Source organism: Polaromonas sp. CG_9.7 (genome assembly GCF_015752205.1).
Taxonomy (GTDB): Bacteria; Pseudomonadota; Gammaproteobacteria; order Burkholderiales; family Burkholderiaceae_C; genus Polaromonas.
Genome location: NZ_JADOVG010000007.1, coordinates 129,743 through 146,379 on the forward strand (window position 1 = coordinate 129,743; position 16,637 = coordinate 146,379).

General features: G+C 53.0%; 17 protein-coding genes. 3 read left to right on the top strand and 14 right to left on the bottom strand.

What is annotated here, in order from left to right; all coding sequences use genetic code 11:
• The 4 genes from IWX87_RS09230 to ppsA all read right to left on the bottom strand — a co-directional run bounded on the left by IWX87_RS09230 (nucleotide 1) and on the right by ppsA (nucleotide 3,687).
• Nucleotides 1-264 carry a DUF4212 domain-containing protein gene (locus IWX87_RS09230; RefSeq protein ID WP_196863227.1) on the bottom strand — a complete coding sequence of 88 codons (264 nt, stop codon included), beginning with the start codon at nucleotides 262-264 and terminating at the stop codon, nucleotides 1-3.
• Nucleotides 261-890 carry a tetratricopeptide repeat protein gene (locus IWX87_RS09235; RefSeq protein ID WP_196863228.1) on the bottom strand — a complete coding sequence of 210 codons (630 nt, stop codon included), beginning with the start codon at nucleotides 888-890 and terminating at the stop codon, nucleotides 261-263. The genes IWX87_RS09230 and IWX87_RS09235 overlap by 4 nt, the downstream gene beginning before the upstream one ends.
• A complete protein-coding gene (locus IWX87_RS09240; RefSeq protein ID WP_196863229.1) occupies nucleotides 881-1,177 on the bottom strand; it encodes a hypothetical protein in 297 nt (98 codons plus the stop codon). The genes IWX87_RS09235 and IWX87_RS09240 overlap by 10 nt, the downstream gene beginning before the upstream one ends.
• Before the next feature lie 110 nt (nucleotides 1,178-1,287).
• The gene (gene ppsA / locus IWX87_RS09245) at nucleotides 1,288-3,687 is read right to left on the bottom strand and encodes a phosphoenolpyruvate synthase (protein ID WP_196863230.1); all 2,400 of its coding nucleotides are present in this window, start codon (nucleotides 3,685-3,687) and stop codon (nucleotides 1,288-1,290) included.
• 177 nt (nucleotides 3,688-3,864) lie between these two features.
• Here ppsA and IWX87_RS09250 point away from each other — a divergent pair, with 177 nt between their 5' ends.
• The 3 genes from IWX87_RS09250 to ahpF all read left to right on the top strand — a co-directional run bounded on the left by IWX87_RS09250 (nucleotide 3,865) and on the right by ahpF (nucleotide 7,204).
• Nucleotides 3,865-4,686: a pyruvate, water dikinase regulatory protein gene (locus IWX87_RS09250; protein WP_196863231.1), complete on the top strand. Its 822-nt coding sequence runs from the start codon at nucleotides 3,865-3,867 to the stop codon at nucleotides 4,684-4,686.
• Between the two features lie 263 nt (nucleotides 4,687-4,949).
• Nucleotides 4,950-5,522: an alkyl hydroperoxide reductase subunit C gene (gene ahpC, locus IWX87_RS09255; RefSeq protein WP_196863232.1), complete on the top strand. Its 573-nt coding sequence runs from the start codon at nucleotides 4,950-4,952 to the stop codon at nucleotides 5,520-5,522.
• A gap of 83 nt (nucleotides 5,523-5,605) precedes the next feature.
• Nucleotides 5,606-7,204 carry an alkyl hydroperoxide reductase subunit F gene (gene ahpF / locus IWX87_RS09260; RefSeq protein ID WP_196863233.1) on the top strand — a complete coding sequence of 533 codons (1,599 nt, stop codon included), beginning with the start codon at nucleotides 5,606-5,608 and terminating at the stop codon, nucleotides 7,202-7,204.
• 291 nt (nucleotides 7,205-7,495) lie between these two features.
• Here the strand turns inward: ahpF and IWX87_RS09265 are convergent, their stop codons facing one another.
• Genes IWX87_RS09265 through IWX87_RS09310 form a run of 10 tightly spaced genes read right to left on the bottom strand, consistent with a single transcriptional unit; the run spans nucleotide 7,496 to nucleotide 16,595 of the window.
• Nucleotides 7,496-8,710 (bottom strand): glycosyltransferase family 4 protein, encoded by a 1,215-nt coding sequence (locus IWX87_RS09265; RefSeq protein WP_196863234.1) that lies wholly within the window; start codon nucleotides 8,708-8,710, stop codon nucleotides 7,496-7,498.
• Complete coding sequence (locus IWX87_RS09270; RefSeq protein ID WP_196863235.1) at nucleotides 8,707-9,456, bottom strand: polysaccharide deacetylase family protein; 750 nt, start codon at nucleotides 9,454-9,456, stop codon at nucleotides 8,707-8,709. The genes IWX87_RS09265 and IWX87_RS09270 overlap by 4 nt, the downstream gene beginning before the upstream one ends.
• A gap of 18 nt (nucleotides 9,457-9,474) precedes the next feature.
• Nucleotides 9,475-10,974: a ribonuclease G gene (gene rng, locus IWX87_RS09275; RefSeq protein ID WP_196863236.1), complete on the bottom strand. Its 1,500-nt coding sequence runs from the start codon at nucleotides 10,972-10,974 to the stop codon at nucleotides 9,475-9,477.
• Nucleotides 10,975-10,992: 18 nt separating this feature from the next.
• The gene (locus IWX87_RS09280; protein WP_196863237.1) at nucleotides 10,993-11,595 is read right to left on the bottom strand and encodes a nucleoside triphosphate pyrophosphatase; all 603 of its coding nucleotides are present in this window, start codon (nucleotides 11,593-11,595) and stop codon (nucleotides 10,993-10,995) included.
• Nucleotides 11,596-11,616: 21 nt separating this feature from the next.
• Complete coding sequence (rlmH, locus tag IWX87_RS09285) at nucleotides 11,617-12,084, bottom strand: 23S rRNA (pseudouridine(1915)-N(3))-methyltransferase RlmH (protein WP_196863238.1); 468 nt, start codon at nucleotides 12,082-12,084, stop codon at nucleotides 11,617-11,619.
• Nucleotides 12,081-12,947, bottom strand: a complete 867-nt coding sequence (gene rsfS, locus IWX87_RS09290; RefSeq protein WP_196863239.1) for a ribosome silencing factor — start codon at nucleotides 12,945-12,947, stop codon at nucleotides 12,081-12,083. Before rsfS ends, rlmH begins: the two co-directional genes overlap by 4 nt.
• A 29-nt stretch (nucleotides 12,948-12,976) precedes the next feature.
• A complete protein-coding gene (gene nadD / locus IWX87_RS09295; RefSeq protein WP_196863240.1) occupies nucleotides 12,977-13,609 on the bottom strand; it encodes a nicotinate (nicotinamide) nucleotide adenylyltransferase in 633 nt (210 codons plus the stop codon).
• Nucleotides 13,606-14,529: an oxygen-dependent coproporphyrinogen oxidase gene (gene hemF, locus IWX87_RS09300; protein WP_196863241.1), complete on the bottom strand. Its 924-nt coding sequence runs from the start codon at nucleotides 14,527-14,529 to the stop codon at nucleotides 13,606-13,608. The genes nadD and hemF overlap by 4 nt, the downstream gene beginning before the upstream one ends.
• A 9-nt stretch (nucleotides 14,530-14,538) precedes the next feature.
• Nucleotides 14,539-15,831: a phosphoribosylamine--glycine ligase gene (gene purD, locus IWX87_RS09305; protein WP_196863242.1), complete on the bottom strand. Its 1,293-nt coding sequence runs from the start codon at nucleotides 15,829-15,831 to the stop codon at nucleotides 14,539-14,541.
• 38 nt (nucleotides 15,832-15,869) lie between these two features.
• Nucleotides 15,870-16,595: a YebC/PmpR family DNA-binding transcriptional regulator gene (locus tag IWX87_RS09310; RefSeq protein WP_196863243.1), complete on the bottom strand. Its 726-nt coding sequence runs from the start codon at nucleotides 16,593-16,595 to the stop codon at nucleotides 15,870-15,872.
• Between the last annotated feature and the right edge of the window lie 42 nt (nucleotides 16,596-16,637).

The following is a 16,637-nucleotide window of genomic DNA, read 5'->3' on the forward strand; positions in this document are numbered from 1 at the left end:
TTAGTCGTCCTTGTGATCAAGGCCATGCTCGGCATCCAGCTTATTCATGTACCAAGCATAAAAACCGACCAATAAGCAATAAATCATCAAGGATCCTTGCGCGCCCATCCAAAAGCTGAACGGCCAGCCGAAGAAGTTAAAGGTCAGAAACCGCGCAAAATAAACAACTCCAAAGGTAGTGATGAACCAGACGATCAACAATACAGACGTGACCAAAAGGGTTTTCCGCCAGTAGCGACGATGCAATTCACCAGGTGTTGTCATGCCCCAGTCCATTTTTCTGACGATTTGGCCAAGCAACCATGCTGTTCAATTTCGCGTTCGAGTTGCGCACCCACCTTCGGTTCAAACCGGCGCAGGTGATCAAGAACCTGAAGGGCTTTCTCTGGAGCCCCCAATGCCAAATCAACATGCGCCAGCCGATACCAACCATGGGGAGCCATAGGCTGCAGGCTCGTGACTTGCTTCAGTGCATTCCTGGCATCATGCAGCTTGTCCTGCCGGATCAGGACCAGTCCAAGGCCATACCAGGCCTGGTCCATGCTAGGACATTGTCCGATAGCATTCTCAAATGCAGTACAGGCCTCTTCATGACGGTCTGTCTGCTGAAGCACATAAGCCAAATTGAACCAGACAGTTCCCAATTCCTCCTTCGATGCCACGATACGCGTGAGCTGTTGCAGAATCAAAACTGACTCATCAAACCGATTGAGATATGCCAGCACATGGGCGCAGCTGGCAAGCGCATGACAGTCTGCGGGCCAGAGTTCAAGAATTCTGTCGAATCGCGACAGTGCCTTTGTGTGATTGCCGAGTGCCAGCAGTACCAGCGCCTGCATTTTTAAAAAAAGGTACACAAGATGCTGATTCAGTGCTGGTTTTACTTGCATAAATTCACACCCGTCTGGAGGCAGATGCCAATCTTGGCCATGCTGGCTGCGGTCCAAATGAGCAGCATGAGGAAAAAAGCAACCAGCGGCAGATGGCGATCCAGCACTATTTTGGGTGAAAGCCAGCGAGCTGCTCTAACCCAAGGGTGTCCCAGCAATTGGAGAAAAGCATAAAAGGGATTGCCATTGCGTCTGGCACCCGTCAGAAATCCCAGAAGCCATTGTCCACACAGCGAAAGAAGCGCAATTTCCGCAACAAGTTTGAAGGCTGTGACCACAATCAACATGTTGGTCGGCACAAGAAACAAAAATGCACTTCGATTATCAAATAGTGAAATGCAAATGACTGACAGCCCGGATCAGTCAAGAAAATTCCTTGTGCGGCAGGTTGGTCAGATCAATCAGCCAGACGTTTCCAAGTCTCGATCACGGTATCAGGATTCAACGAAATAGAACCAATTCCCTGTTCCTTGAGCCATTGGGCAAAGTCCGCATGATCGCTGGGGCCCTGCCCGCAAATACCCACATATTTCCCCTGACGCTTGCACGCTGAAATAGCCATGCTGAGCAAAGCCTTGACGGCTGGATCGCGCTCGTCAAAGTCCTTGGCCAGAATCTCCAGACCCGAATCGCGGTCCAGACCCAGCGTAAGTTGCGTCAGGTCGTTCGAGCCTATGGAAAAGCCGTCAAAAAACTCAAGAAATTGCTCGGCCAGCACCGCATTGCTCGGCACTTCGCACATCATGATGATTCGCAGGCCTTTTTCGCCGCGCTTGAGGCCGTGTTCAGCCAGCAAATCAGTAACGGCCTTGGCCTGTCCCAAGGTACGGACAAACGGCACCATGACCTCGACATTCGTCAGCCCCATATCATTGCGAACCCGCCTGAGGGCTTCGCATTCCATGGCAAAGGCTTCGCGGAAATCAGTGCTGATGTAGCGTGCGGCGCCGCGAAATCCCAGCATTGGATTTTCTTCTTCAGGCTCGTAGCGCGAGCCGCCAATCAGCTTGCGGTATTCGTTGGACTTGAAGTCCGACAGGCGAACAATGACCGGCTTGGGCCAGAACGCCGCGCCAATGGTGGCAATACCTTCAGCCACCTTGTCAACATAAAACGCACGCGGCGACGCATGGCCGCGCGCTACGCTTTCCACTGCTTTTTTCAGGTCTGGGTCAACATTTGGATAGTCCAGAATTGCCTTGGGATGCACGCCGATGTTGTTGTTGATCACAAACTCCAGCCGCGCCAGACCCACGCCCTGATTTGGAATCTGGCAGAAGTCAAAAGCCAGTTGCGGGTTGCCCACATTCATCATGATCTTGATGTCAATTGGCGGCATCTCGCCTCGCTCGACTTCCGTGATTTCGGTTTCCAGCAAGCCGTCGTAGATCGTGCCGGTGTCGCCTTCAGCGCAGCTCACCGTCACCAGCATGCCGTCCTTGAGTTGCCCGGTGGCATCACCGCAACCCACCACAGCCGGGATGCCAAGTTCACGCGCAATGATCGCCGCGTGGCAGGTACGCCCACCGCGGTTGGTAACAATGGCACTGGCTCGCTTCATTACCGGCTCCCAGTTGGGGTCAGTCATATCGGTAACCAGCACATCGCCTGGACGAACCTGGTCCATGTCCTTGATGTCGTACACGATGCGAACCGGGCCGGTGCCTATTTTCTGGCCAATCGCGCGGCCTTCGGCCAGCACGGTGCCGGTTCCCTTTAGCTTGTAGCGCTGCTCAGCCTTGCCCTTGGCCTGGCTCTTCACGGTTTCTGGACGCGCCTGCAAGATATACAACTCACCGTCCGTTCCATCTTTACCCCATTCAATGTCCATCGGGCGGCCATAGTGGTTTTCAATGATCACCGCATAGCGCGCCAGTTGCTCGACATCCGCGTCGGTTAATGAAAAGCGATTACGCAGCTCAATCGGCACATCAGTGGTCTTGACCAGCTTGCCATTGGATTTTTTTTCTTCTGCTGTGGTGAACTCCATCTGCAGGAGCTTGGAGCCCAGGTTTCGGCGTATGACCGCACGGTTGCCAGCATTGAGCATCGGCTTGTGAACATAAAACTCGTCCGGATTCACAGCGCCCTGCACTACTGTTTCTCCCAGGCCGTAACTGGAAGTGATGAACACCACATCCTCGAATCCGCTTTCGGTGTCGATGGTGAACATCACCCCGGCAGCGCCCAGGTCACTTCGCACCATGCGCTGCACGCCGGCAGAAAGGGCCACGTCGGAATGGGCAAAGCCCTGGTGGACACGGTAGCTGATGGCGCGGTCGTTGTAGAGGGAAGCAAACACCTCTTTCATCTTGTGCAGCACATCCTCAATGCCGACAACATTCAAAAAGGTTTCCTGCTGGCCGGCAAAGGACGCATCGGGCAGATCTTCTGCCGTGGCTGATGAACGTACAGCAAAACTGGCCTGCGAATTGCTCGCGCTCAGGCTGGCAAAGCTGCTTCGTACAGCCTGCTCGAATTCAGGGGGAAAAGGTTGTGCCTCTACCATTTGACGAATCTGCGCACCGGCTTGGGCTAGCGCCCGCACATCTTCGGTATCAAGCGCGTCAAGGACGGCATTGATTTTTCCATCAAGTCCGGCATGGGCCAGAAACTCGCGAAACGCGTGCGCCGTGGTGGCAAAGCCAGTCGGCACCTGCACACCCTGCGGACCGGTGGGCAGTTGCGAAATCATTTCGCCCAGGCTGGCATTTTTGCCGCCGACCGAATCGACATCGGTCATCCTCAGGTTTTCAAACGGCACAACCAAGGCGTTTGCGTCAAACAGGTTAGACATGGAAATACTCCGGGAGGTTAAAAATCGGCGATATCAGTGCAGTGCAGCCTTAAACCTGATTGTTCTTTTTGAGGGCTTGGCTGGCGCACTGAACCATAAACTGGATAATTGACCCGATTGTAGGGGGCTGTCATCCAACCCCCTTCCCTCGTTTTTCATCTGCCTGAATCGAGCATCATGTCAAATCGCACCGTGTTTTTCATCTCTGACGGCACCGGCATCACGGCGGAAACCTTTGGCAACGCCATCCTGGCCCAGTTCGAGATCAATCCTCGCCATGTTCGCCTGCCCTTCATCGACACCGTTGACAAAGCCCATCAGGCGATCCGGCATATCAACCACACTGGCGACCTGGAAGGCAAGCGGCCCATTGTTTTCACAACGCTGGTAAACATGAATATCCTGGCGGTCATCAAGGCGCAATGCAACGGCATGCTGCTGGACATGTTTGGCATGTTTGTCGCGCCTCTGGAAAGCGAACTGGGCATCAAGTCAAACCATCGGGTTGGCCGTTTTTCAGATGCCTCCAAGAGCAAGGCCTATGACGACCGTATCGAGGCAATTAATTTTTCGCTGGCGCACGACGATGGCCAAAGCCATCGGGACCTTGCGGGCTCTGACGTGATCCTGGTCGGTGTAAGCCGCAGCGGAAAAACCCCGACGACGTTATACCTGGCCATGCAATACGGTTTGAAAGCGTCAAATTACCCATTGATTCCGGAAGACTTTGATCGTCGGCAGTTGCCACCGGCGCTGGTGCCTCATCGCAAAAAAATCTTTGGGCTGACGATCAATCCTGAACGCTTGAGTCAGATACGCAATGAACGTCGGCCTAATTCAACCTATTCCAGCCTGGCCAACTGCCGGCACGAAATTCATGAAGCCGAGGCCATGATGCGTCGCGAAGGCATTCGCTGGCTGTCCACTACGACCAAGTCCATCGAAGAAATTGCCACCACGATTCTTCAGGAAATCAAACCGGAACGGCTTGAGTATTGATTGTGTAAATTGCAGGTTTTTTTCATGTACAGCAGTTCGCTATGATTTAAATAGCAGCTCACATATGACCCTATTGCGCAAAAGCCTGTTTATGCTGAAAATTTAGTTTTGCTTTGAATAAAAATTTCACCATTCCTGAAGCCTCAACGACGAAATAGCCATCCTCAATTCAATGTATAGATAAAACCTATTTTATTTATGTACTTATAAGTCTTAAACTATGGCTTCAGTTAGATTTCTAACCAACCCGAAAGTAAAAATTCATGTCCCTGATCAATACCGAAGTCGTCCCATTCAATGCCACTGCCTACCAAAATGGAAAGTTTGTACCGGTAAGCAACGAGAAGATCAAAGGCAAATGGTCAGTATTTGTTTTCTTCCCAGCAGCCTTCACTTTTGTATGCCCTACCGAATTGGGAGACCTGGCTGATAACTATGCTGAATTCCAAAAAATGGGTGTCGACATCTACGGTGTCTCAACCGACACCCACTTCACGCATAAAGCATGGCACGACAGCTCGCCTGAAATGAGCAAAGTCCAGTACGCTTTGGTGGGCGACCCGGCACATGTTTTGGCTAAAGGCTTTGACGTTTTGATAGAAGATGGCGACGCCGCCGGTCTGTGCCTTCGCGGTACGTTCATTGTCAACCCGGAAGGCAAGATCCAGACCATTGAAGTGCACCCAGACGGCATTGGCCGCGACGCCAAGGAATTGTTGCGCCGCCTCAAGGCAGCCCAGTACATCGCCGCTCATCCTGGTGAAGTTTGCCCCGCGAAGTGGAACGAAGGCGCCGAAACGTTGAAGCCTTCGTTTGACCTGGTCGGCAAGATCTAAGTAAACCTGTGAGCGCTACAGCCCGGGCGCGAATGCACCCGGGCTTTTTTATTTCTCTACGTAATTCTTAAAGTGGGACTTCCATGCTCGACGCCAGCACAAAAGCACAATTGAACAGCTACCTCGAACGCGCTACGCAGCCAATTGAAATCGTAGCCTCGCTTGACGAAAGCAAAGCGTCGGGAGAGTTGCAGTCGCTGCTAAAAGATATTGCCGACGTCTCCCCGCTGGTCAAGGTCAGCGAAAGTCGCGACGACAACCACCGCAAACCGTCATTTTCCATCAACCGTCCAGGCGAAAACCACGGCCCTCGCTTTGCCGGCCTGCCGATGGGCCATGAATTCACCTCGCTGATCCTCGCCCTGTTGCAAATTGGCGGTTATCCGCCTAAGGTGGAAGCGGATATTCTTGAACAAATTCGCGCCCTTGATGGAGACTTCAAATTCGAAATTTATGTCTCATTGACCTGCCACAGTTGCCCTGACGTGGTGCAGGCCCTTAACTTGATGGCTGTTCAGAATCCGCGCATCACTAACACCATGATCGACGGCGCATTGTTCCAGGATGAAGTCAAGGAACGCCAGATCATGGCGGTGCCGACCGTGTTTCTCAATGGCACTGAATTCAGCCAAGGGCGCATGAGCCTGGAAGAAATACTGGCCAAGATCGACACCAGTGGAGTTGAGCGCGAAGCCAGGAAAATCGCTGCCAAGGCGCCGTTTGATGTACTGATCGTTGGTGGTGGTCCTGCCGGTGCAGCTGCTGCGGTATATGCTGCGCGCAAAGGAATTCGAACCGGCGTCGCATCAGAACGCTTCGGTGGACAAGTGCTTGACACACTGGGCATCGAAAACTTCATTTCACTGCAACATACCGAAGGCCCGCAGTTTGCAGTCGCGCTTGAACAGCATGTACGTGATTACGATGTCGACATCATGAATATGCAGCGCGCCAAGTCGCTGATTCCCAACGCCGGTCCGGGCAAGGACATGATCGAGATTCAGCTCGACAGCGGTGCTTCCCTTCAAGCCAGATCAGTCATCATTTCGACAGGCGCACGCTGGCGCAACATCAACGTGCCAGGTGAGCATGAATACAAGAACAAGGGTGTCGCTTATTGCCCGCACTGCGATGGCCCCCTGTTCAAGGGAAAACGCGTCGCGGTCATCGGAGGTGGCAATTCAGGCGTTGAAGCGGCCATCGACCTGGCAGGTATTGTTGGACATGTGACGTTGATTGAATTCGACAGTGCACTGCGCGCTGATGCCGTCTTGCAGCGCAAGTTGCACAGCCTGAAGAACGTGAGCGTATTCACGCATGCTCAAACGACTGAAATTACTGGTGACAGTCAGAAAGTGAACGGTTTGGTGTACAAAGATCGTTCAAGCGGCGAGTTACGCAAGGTTGAACTTGAAGGTGTTTTTATCCAGATCGGCCTGATTCCCAACACTGACTGGCTCAAAGGAACGGTTGAGCTGTCTAAGCATGGCGAAATTGTGGTCGATGCAAGGGGACAGACATCGTTGCCGGGAGTTTTTGCAGCGGGTGATGCAACAACCGTACCTTTCAAGCAGATTATTATTGCGGCCGGTGATGGTGCCAAGGCAGCATTAAGCGCTTTTGACCATCTGATTCGCACATCGGTGCCAGTGGTTGAATTGGAGCCAGTTTTGGCAGACTGAAGTTAACCATGTGTATCAGGTTGCGCGTTGCCTGGTACACATCGGTATGTCATATCTTGAAATTGAAATTCATGTTTGGGCTACACGCTAACGCGCATGTCGGCACCCAAATTAAATCCGGATGCGAATCTTGGTCAGAGACACAAGCTTCAATATTCCCATAAAGCAGGTTTTTCAAACAGTGGATGACTGCTGACATATATCAGATCCAGATCACAAAACAAAAGCCCCAAATTATGTTGTTTGGACTTAGCTGAAGCTTATTGTCGCGAGGCTGAATTTGTGTTTGATTTACTGTTGGTTTTTGACAGCATTTGTAGCTTCGTATACATCCATATATAACTCTTCCTGCTTCAGTGCAAGCCGACTCCACTGGTAGCAACTTGCAAATGCTGTCGCTCCCTTGCTCAACTTTTCACTCAACAGTGGTTGGTTCTGCAATTGCTCTAAAGCGCGCTGTAGCTTGAATGGGTCCAACGGATCGTCAAGGATCAGCGCATTTTCACCATCCTGAAGAAGACCGGCGACACCACAGTATTCAGCACTGCTTACCACTACCGGCAGTCCGTATGACATGGCTTCAAGCACGACCATGGCAAAAGTGTCCTCAAGTGTTGGATGCGCAAGGCAATCGGCAGATTCATAAGCAGGAGCAACATTTTTCAATGAACCCAAAAAAAAGACCCTGGATGCTAAATTTAGAACTTTCACCTGCTCGTTGAAAGCAGGCATTTCAGTCAGATTTCCAACAACAGCCAAAATAAATCCAGTTGGGCATTTACTGAGTGCCGCTAGCAAGGTTTTTAGTCCTTTTTTGCGGTAGTCATTGGCGACAAACAATACGCAATATTTATCCTCGGGCAAACCTAATAGCGACCTTGCCCTTTTTTTCCTTAGCTGCGTTAGTGGCAAAAGGGGCGGCGAAATTCCAGGTGTAACGACAGAAATCATCCCTTCGCAATCAGGATAGGTAGCGTCCACAATCTTCCAAAGACTTTCAGAAGTGACCACTATTTTTCTGTTGGGACGAAACTTGAACCGCAAATGCTCTAGTGCTAGGTAAGCCAGTAAACGTGGACTGGCCACTACCTTGATCCACCGAAAAACTTTCCGCCAGCCCCAAAGCTCGCGAAAAAGCGTGTATTTCACAGGTAACACATGCACAGTTTGAACGTCACCATGCCATGTATTTTCATGGGAGTGAACGACATCGAAACCACTTCGAGTTGACCACCATGTGCAGGTGGCAAACCACAACTGATTAACCCATCGGGGTTTGCGCATTGGCATTGAAACCCGGTGATAAGCGACGCCAGGCCAGTTATGGGCTATTTCCTGAGCAAATACATGAATGTCATGACGGGAAGCCAGTTGCTCAACCAGCGCAATTGAGTAGCGCTCTGCGCCACCACCAGTTGTAGAAAATGTCCGGTTGAAAACGGCAATTCGCAGCCGTTTTTTTTCACCAACAAAACTTTCAGCAGAATTTGGCGTGAGCGAACTCATTTTTTTCGGCGGTCTTCATAAGCAGTTGCAATCTTGAGCCAGAACACAGGCAGCGACGTTGAACGCAAGATAGGTACCCGGGGCAATTGCAGCATGTCCATTTCGGGATGACAACGGCTGCGCTGCGTGGTGGTGGCAGTCACAAACCCAAGGGTATCAACCATCCCAATATGTTCTGGTTGGTAGCGACCATACGGATAGCAAAAGTGCTGCACCGGAGTTTTCACTACCGATTCGAGCTCGGTTTTTCCCAAGGCAATTTCAAGACGACATTTGTTTTGGTCGTTAGCCGTTAGATCAATGTGCTGCCGGGTATGCGATCCTACTTCCTGCCCAGCAAAAACCCATTGACGCAATTGAGCTTCATTCATCAATGCAGTCTGTGCAATACCCGTTTCTAAATCCCAGACATTGGTCTTGCCAAGCAGTCCGCTGAGGGCATAACAAGTCGAAGAAAAACCATGCTTCGTCAATGAGGGCAAGGCATTCGACAGGTTATTCAAGTAGCCATCATCGAACGTTATTCCTGCCACCTTGCCTTTTTTATGACCATTCAAATAGGGTTCCAAAGCAGTCATGGACAATCCTTGATAGCCAAGCCGTTCAAGCCAAGCCATTTGCCTGGCAAAGGCTTGTGGCGCCACGTACAGACTTCGAAAGGGGCTGCCCTTCGCCGGTGCGGCAGCAATCTGGTGGTAAACCAGAATCGGGATAGGCTGGGTGTTTGCGGTAAATCTGTTGGACATGCTCGGACCGTTTGAATATCAAAGCAATACGATGTCGTATTGCTCTTGGGCCATCACCGCTTCGGCCTGCAGGGAAATGGGTTTGCAAATAAATTCGCTCAGACTCGCAAGGTGCTGGCTTTCCTCATCCAGAAATAATTCGATTACTTTGGGAGAAGCCACAATCCTGAATTCCCGGGGGTTGAACTGGCGTGCTTCACGCAAAATTTCACGCAGGATGTCATACGTCACACTGCGGGCCGTTTTGACAATTCCTTTTCCGCTACAGGCGTTGCAAGGTTCACACAGCTGATGCGCCAATGACTCCCGCGTTCGCTTGCGAGTCATTTCAAGCAATCCCAATGCTGAAAACCCATTCACTGCGGTTTTGATTCGATCTCTCTCCAATTGCTTTTTAAATTCAGCCAATACCCCATCACGGTGATTTTCCTTACACATGTCGATGAAATCGACAATGACAATACCGCCCAGGTTGCGCAAACGGAGTTGCCGCGCAATGGCTTGCGCAGCCTCCAAATTGGTTTTGTAGATGGTTTCGTCAAAGTTTCGGGCACCAACGAAGCCCCCTGTATTCACGTCAACCGTGGTCAATGCTTCCGTCTGGTCAACCACCAGATAGCCACCGGACTTGAGGTCCACCCGACGACCCAGCGCTTTTGCAATTTCCTCGTCAATGCTAAACAGATCAAAAATAGGCCGCTCACCACTGTAAAGATGAAGCTTTGAAACCGTCGAGGGCATGAACTCCAAAGCAAAAGCTTTGAGTTTTTCAAACTGTTCACGCGAATCGATGCGAATGGTTTGTGTATTTTCCAGCGCCATATCGCGCAACACGCGCTGCAACAGGCTCAAATCCTGATGCAAAACAGACGCTGCCGGCATGCGCAAGGAAGCCTGCTTGATACGAAGCCAGGTTTTTCGCAGGTAAGCAATGTCTTCAGCCAGTTCAATGTCGGTGGCGTCCTCGCCATTAGTCCGAAGAATAAAACCACCGCCCATGTCGGCGACCAAAGACTGAACCCGCTGACGCAACTCTTCGCGCTGGCGGGGCAGAATTTTTTGCGAGACGCCAATGTGGTTATCTTGGGGCAAAAAAACCAGCAAACGACCGGCAATGCTGATCTGAGCCGTCAAGCGAGCACCTTTGGTGCCCATCGGATCCTTGAGAACCTGCACCATCAAAGCCTGTCCTTCGAACAACTGCTTCTCAATCGGCTGCAGTGAAGGACTTCCAGACGCCGCAGCGGTGGCACCCGGAACAGCTTCGGATTCGGCATGGCGGCTGTTGATACTGCTCATCAAATCGGCCACATGCAAAAATGCGGCGCGGTCCAAGCCGATGTCGATAAACGCGGACTGCATTCCCGGCAGCACACGTACTACCTTGCCCAAGTAGACGTTGCCAACCAAGCCGCGCTCAAGCGTTCGCTCTACTTGCAATTCCTGCACGGCAGCATGCTCCACCACTGCAACACGTGTCTCTTGAGGCGACCAGTTGATCAGAATTTCTTGTTGCATTGTTCTCAAACAGTAAGACTAAATGGCAAGTCCAGCAGATCGAAGCAGCAAGGCCGTTTCCCATAATGGCAACCCCATGATTCCACTGTAACTCCCGCTGATTCGGGTGATATGCATTGACGCTCTGCCCTGTATGGCATAAGCACCTGCCTTGCCCAGAGGCTCTCCAGTGGCTGCATAGCGGCTGATTTGTTCGGCTGTCATGGGCTCGAAGCTGACGTTTGAACTACTGAGAACGGAAAAACGCTCTTGGCCCGACTGAATATTGACCGCCGTCAAAACTCTATGCGTTTTACCAGATAGTTCAGACAGCATGCGCTCGGCATGACCCCTGTCATCGGGCTTGCCATAAATAGTGCAGCCGAGGGCCACGGTGGTGTCAGCGCAGAGGATAGGCGCTGATGGCAGTTGGCGCCGGGCCAAGCGTGCTGAAGCGCTATCGAGTTTGAGGCTTGTCACCCGTTTGACATAGCGTGCTGGCGCCTCGTTGTCCAATACCACTTCCAAGGCTTCAGTGTCTTCGGTCACATCGGGCAGCAGCAGTTCGTACCGAACACCTAATTGTTCAAGCAACTGCCGCCGTCTTGGACTTTGAGAGGCCAGATAAACAAACTGAACCATGCTGAACTCGCCTGCAAAAAGTTATTCGCGATGGTAGGGATGATTGATCGTGATGCTCCAGGCACGGTAAAGCTGTTCAATCAGCAATACACGTACCATGGCATGCGGCAAGGTCAAATCAGACAGGCGAATGCGTTGATGGGCCGACTGCTTGAAGCCAGCGTCCAGTCCATCCGGACCGCCAATCACAATGGCGATGTCATCCCCGGACAGCTGCCAGGTCTTTAGATTTTCTGCCAGCGCCATCGTGGTCACAGCCGTACCACGTTCATCCAACGCCACGATCCGGCAGCCTCGGGCAATGGCACCTTCAATGCGGGTGCGCTCTGAGGCAAGCAAGGTTTCCAGGGTTTTAGATCCCCGCGGTTCGGTTTTGACCGCCCTAAGTTCAACTTTCAACTCGGGCGGAAAGCGTTTGGCGTAGTCGTCATAAGCCGTCTGCGCCCAATCGGGCACCTTCTGGCCAACGGCGACAATCGTCAGCCTCATTCGCTCCGGGTCGTGGTTTTCTTCACGGCTGTCTTTTTGGCAGCAGGCTTCTTGACGGACATCTTGACCGCAACTTGCTTGGCTGCAACTTTCCTGGTCAGAGGAATTTTCACAATCGGTGTCTTGACAACAACCTTTTTGACAGCTGTTTTGGCTGCCAATGGCTTGGACTCGGCTGAAGCCACCCGGGAAGACGGTTTGCGTGCTTTGATCAGCTTCGCTTCAGGTTCGGTAGCCGGCGCACTCGCATTGCGCTTAGCCGTCCAGTCATGCGTTTTTCCAACGCGACCGACGTAAGTTCCATCATCGGTTCGTGCCAGCGTTGCGGCGTCCGACAAACTTTCGTCGTTGACGCTTTTTGTACTTTTTGACAGTTTGGCAGGAGATTTTGACTTGCCACCGGTTGCAACACGCGACTTGGCTGGCTTCATCTCAGCTTTAACCTCGACCTTGGCAGCCTTAGGCAGTGGAGTGGGGGCACCAAGCTTGAGTTTGATGGGCTTTTCGCCCCACAGTTCTTCGAGGTTGTAATACTGGCGAATCGTGGGTTGCATGATGTGGGCAACGGCGGCTCCGCAGTCAACGATGATCCACTCACCGTTGTCTTCGCCCTCAATGCGGGGCTTGGCAAAACCGGCGTCGCGCACAGCGTCGCGCACGCTGGCAGCAAGCGCCTTGGTCTGGCGGTTGGACGTGCCCGAAGCAACAATCACGCGCTCAAACAGCGATGTGATGTGTTCGGTATCAAACACCTGAATGTCTTGCGCCTTGACATCTTCAAGCCCATCGATAATGGCGCGCTGAAGTTTTTGGACATCTTTTTTGCCCTCGGTGCTTGAGGTTTTGACAGTGGTGGGGGTCATGCAATACTTTGCTTCATAGAGGTGAAAAATTAACCGGCGTCGTACAGTTGATAGTGCGAAATATAACGTGCCACAGACTCAGGAACGAATTTTCTGGCGTCTTCCGCAGTGGCCGCGCCTGAAGCCATCATCTGACGAATCTGGGTGGCGCTGAAGGGCATCAAGGGTAGCTTGAGAATGAGAAACCGGGAATTGTGCGGCGCATAAATATCAAACTCAGTTTGAGTCAGCGCGGATTCAGTGCGATCAGCTATACAAATTATAGCTATTTCAAGAATCTCTCTCCATTGATGCCATCGGTCAAAGCTCATAAACTGATCAGCGCCTATGAACATATAGAGCTGGCACCCTGAATTCTCGGTTTGCAAAGCCTTGAGGGTATCAAGGGTAAATGTAGGTCCAAGGCGCTGCAATTCACGCGCATCTACCACGACACGCTCAATGTTGCCGAACGCCAGCCGAGCCATGGCCAGACGGTGTTCGGGGGCACTGAGCACACGGGCCTTGTGCCATGCATGGCCGGTGGGAATAACATGCAGCACATCAAGATTGAACTGCTCCAGCGCAGCCTTGGCCAATGCCACATGGGCATTGTGTGGCGGGTCAAACGAACCGCCGAACACGCCAATGCGTTTGGGCTGTCCAGCAGCGTTGGTGCTCAAACCCAGTCCCGCCTGACAAGAAATTCTTTGTACAAGCGTTCCTCTGGTGATCCGGCCACACTGGGCCGTTGGTAGGACCAACTTGCCAGCGGCGGCATCGACATCAGGATTGATTCAGTGCGTCCACCAGACTGCAGCCCAAAATGAGTTCCGCGGTCCCACACCAGGTTGAACTCGACATAACGGCCTCTGCGGTACAACTGAAAATCGCGTTCGCGTTCTGTGAAAATGCTGTCCTTGCGGCGTTTGATGATTGGCAGATATGCCTGCAGGAATGAGTCGCCTACAGCCTGCATCATCGTCAAGCTTTGTGCCAGGCCAAGCTCCTGAAAATCGTCGAAAAACACGCCGCCGACACCGCGTTGCTCCTGGCGGTGCTTGAGAAAAAAATATTCGTCGCACCACTGCTTGAAACGTGGGTATTTGTCTTCGCCAAACGGTGCAAGCGTGTCCTTGCAAACCTGGTGAAAATGCACCGCGTCTTCGTCAAAACCGTAAAAAGGCGTCAGGTCCATGCCGCCGCCAAACCAGCAGACCGGCTCGGCGGCTTCACCAACAGGGGTTGCCGCCAGCATCCTCACATTCATGTGTACCGTCGGCGCATAAGGGTTGCGCGGATGGAACACCAGCGAAACGCCCATCGCCTCAAACGGTGCGCCTGCCAACTCCGGTCGATGCTGGGTGGCAGAAGACGGCAGCCTGGGACCACGCACATGCGAAAAGCCGCAGCCGGCGCGCTCGAATACATTGCCCTGCTCGAGAATTTTGGTGATACCGTTGCCCTGAAGCATCTCGCCCGGTTCCTTTTGCCAGGAATCGCTGACAAAGGGCTGGCCGTCAATTTCAGCAACGGCATTGGTGATGCGCTCCTGAAGATCCAGCAAAAAAACGCGAACGGCGGAAAGATCAATGCTGGACATAACTGGTTCTCAAGACTTGATGGCCCGGTAACCGATGTCCTTGCGATACTGCGCACCATCGAAATCAATGCCTCGGGCCACTTCGTAAGCCCGCTGCTGTGCTGCCTTGACCGTGCTGCCGAGCGCCGTTACGCAAAGCACGCGACCACCCGAAGTGAGCGTCGCACCGTTCTGCCGTTGCGTTCCTGCATGAAATACCATGCAGTCTTCAGCGGGTGCAGGCAAGCCGTGGATGGCATCACCCTTGCGCGGATGCAGCGGATAACCGTACGCAGCCATCACCACGCCCAGCGCTGGTCTGCGGTCCCATTCCATTTCCACCTTGTCCAGGATTCCCGAGGTGGCAGCCATCAAGACCTCGAACAGGTCGGTTTTCAAGCGCATCATGATGGGCTGGGTTTCCGGGTCGCCCATGCGGCAGTTGAATTCCAGCGTTTTGGGCTTGCCTTGGGCATCGATCATGAGGCCGGCGTATAAAAATCCGGTGAACGGAATGCCGTCTTTTTCCATGCCGCGGATGGTAGGCATGATGATTTCGCGCATTGCCCGTGCGTGGACATCGGGCGTGACCACCGGGGCTGGCGAATAAGCGCCCATACCGCCCGTGTTAGGCCCCTGGTCGCCGTCAAGCAAACGCTTGTGGTCCTGGCTGGTGGCCATGACGGCTACATTCTTGCCGTCGCACATGACGATGAAACTGGCTTCCTCTCCTTGCAAAAATTCTTCAATGACAACCCGCGCACCGCCTTCGTTGTGGCTCACGCCCAGCGGATTGAATTCCGGGTCCGGCGCCAGCATGAATTCGATTGCCTCGTGCGCCTCGTGCAGGGTCATGGCCACCACCACACCCTTGCCGGCGGCCAGGCCGTCAGCCTTGACTACGATGGGCGCACCTTTTTCGTCGACATAAGCATGCGCTGCTGCTGCGTCGTTGAAGGTTTCGTAATCGGCGGTCGGAATATGGTGGCGCTTCATGAAGGCCTTGGAAAACGCCTTGGAGCTTTCCAGTTGTGCCGCCGCCTTGGTCGGGCCAAACACCCGCAGACCGTGCGCGCGAAACTCATCGACGATGCCGGCGGCCAGGGGCTGCTCGGGACCAACGACCGTCAAGGCTATCTTTTCAGTAGCTGCCCAAGCACGTAGAGCCTTCGGATCAGTGATATTTATATTCTCAAGCCGGGAATCGAGAGCGGTTCCGCCATTGCCTGGCGCGACATAGACCGCCTGCACCCTAGGCGACTGGGCCAGTTTCCAGGCCAGCGCATGTTCACGGCCACCGCCGCCCACCACCAAGACTTTCATGAGGAAGCTTTCATTGTTGTTGTGTTTTCTACAGGGTTTTATTCGGAAAGTTCGGCATTATGAAAGACATCCTGCGTGTCATCCATGTCTTCCAGCACATCCAGCAGTTTTTGCATCTTCTGGGAATCTTCTCCGTTTAACTCGATGGCGTTGTCGGCGCGCATGGTGACTTCGGCCAGTTCGGCGACCAAGCCGGCGGCTTCCAAGGCGCTCTTGACAGTTTCCAGTTCGGTGTAAGGCGTCAGCACCTCAATGGCACCATCCTCGTGGGCAATCACATCGTCGGCGCCGGCTTCCAAGGCAATTTCCATCACTTGGTCCTCGTTCGTACCGGGCGCAAAAATAAGCTGGCCGCAGTGCTTGAACTGAAACACCACCGAGCCTTCGGTTCCCATGTTGCCGCCATGCTTGGAAAATGCATGGCGAACTTCGGCCACGGTGCGCACCTTGTTGTCGGTCATGCAGTCCACCAAAATTGCGGCTCCTCCGATGCCGTAGCCTTCGTAACGGACTTCTTCGTAGTGGACGCCTTCGAGATTGCCCGTGGCCTTGTCGATGTTGCGCTTGACTGTGTCGGCCGCCAGGTTAGCTGCCTTTGCCTTTTCAACAGCCAGGCGCAGGCGTGGGTTTGTGGCCAGGTCGCCGCCGCCCAAACGCGCGGCCACCATGATTTCGCGTATCACCCGCGTCCAGACCTTGCCGCGTTTGTCGTCCTGACGACCCTTGCGGTGTTGAATATTCGCCCATTTACTATGACCAGCCACGGAAAATCCTTCAGCAATTGATTTAATCTACAGCGTTCATTT

Coding starts and splice junctions, on each gene's coding strand:
- ppsA (WP_196863230.1), bottom strand. CDS start 3,687: ATGTCTAACCTGTTTGACGCAAACGCCTTGGTTGTGCCGTTTGAAAAC.
- rng (WP_196863236.1), bottom strand. CDS start 10,974: ATGCAACAAGAAATTCTGATCAACTGGTCGCCTCAAGAGACACGTGTT.
- ahpC (WP_196863232.1), top strand. CDS start 4,950: ATGTCCCTGATCAATACCGAAGTCGTCCCATTCAATGCCACTGCCTAC.
- IWX87_RS09280 (WP_196863237.1), bottom strand. CDS start 11,595: ATGGTTCAGTTTGTTTATCTGGCCTCTCAAAGTCCAAGACGGCGGCAG.
- IWX87_RS09270 (WP_196863235.1), bottom strand. CDS start 9,456: ATGTCCAACAGATTTACCGCAAACACCCAGCCTATCCCGATTCTGGTT.
- rlmH (WP_196863238.1), bottom strand. CDS start 12,084: ATGAGGCTGACGATTGTCGCCGTTGGCCAGAAGGTGCCCGATTGGGCG.
- rsfS (WP_196863239.1), bottom strand. CDS start 12,947: ATGACCCCCACCACTGTCAAAACCTCAAGCACCGAGGGCAAAAAAGAT.
- hemF (WP_196863241.1), bottom strand. CDS start 14,529: ATGTCCAGCATTGATCTTTCCGCCGTTCGCGTTTTTTTGCTGGATCTT.
- purD (WP_196863242.1), bottom strand. CDS start 15,831: ATGAAAGTCTTGGTGGTGGGCGGCGGTGGCCGTGAACATGCGCTGGCC.
- IWX87_RS09240 (WP_196863229.1), bottom strand. CDS start 1,177: ATGTTGATTGTGGTCACAGCCTTCAAACTTGTTGCGGAAATTGCGCTT.
- IWX87_RS09230 (WP_196863227.1), bottom strand. CDS start 264: ATGACAACACCTGGTGAATTGCATCGTCGCTACTGGCGGAAAACCCTT.
- IWX87_RS09235 (WP_196863228.1), bottom strand. CDS start 890: ATGCAAGTAAAACCAGCACTGAATCAGCATCTTGTGTACCTTTTTTTA.
- ahpF (WP_196863233.1), top strand. CDS start 5,606: ATGCTCGACGCCAGCACAAAAGCACAATTGAACAGCTACCTCGAACGC.
- IWX87_RS09250 (WP_196863231.1), top strand. CDS start 3,865: ATGTCAAATCGCACCGTGTTTTTCATCTCTGACGGCACCGGCATCACG.
- IWX87_RS09265 (WP_196863234.1), bottom strand. CDS start 8,710: ATGAGTTCGCTCACGCCAAATTCTGCTGAAAGTTTTGTTGGTGAAAAA.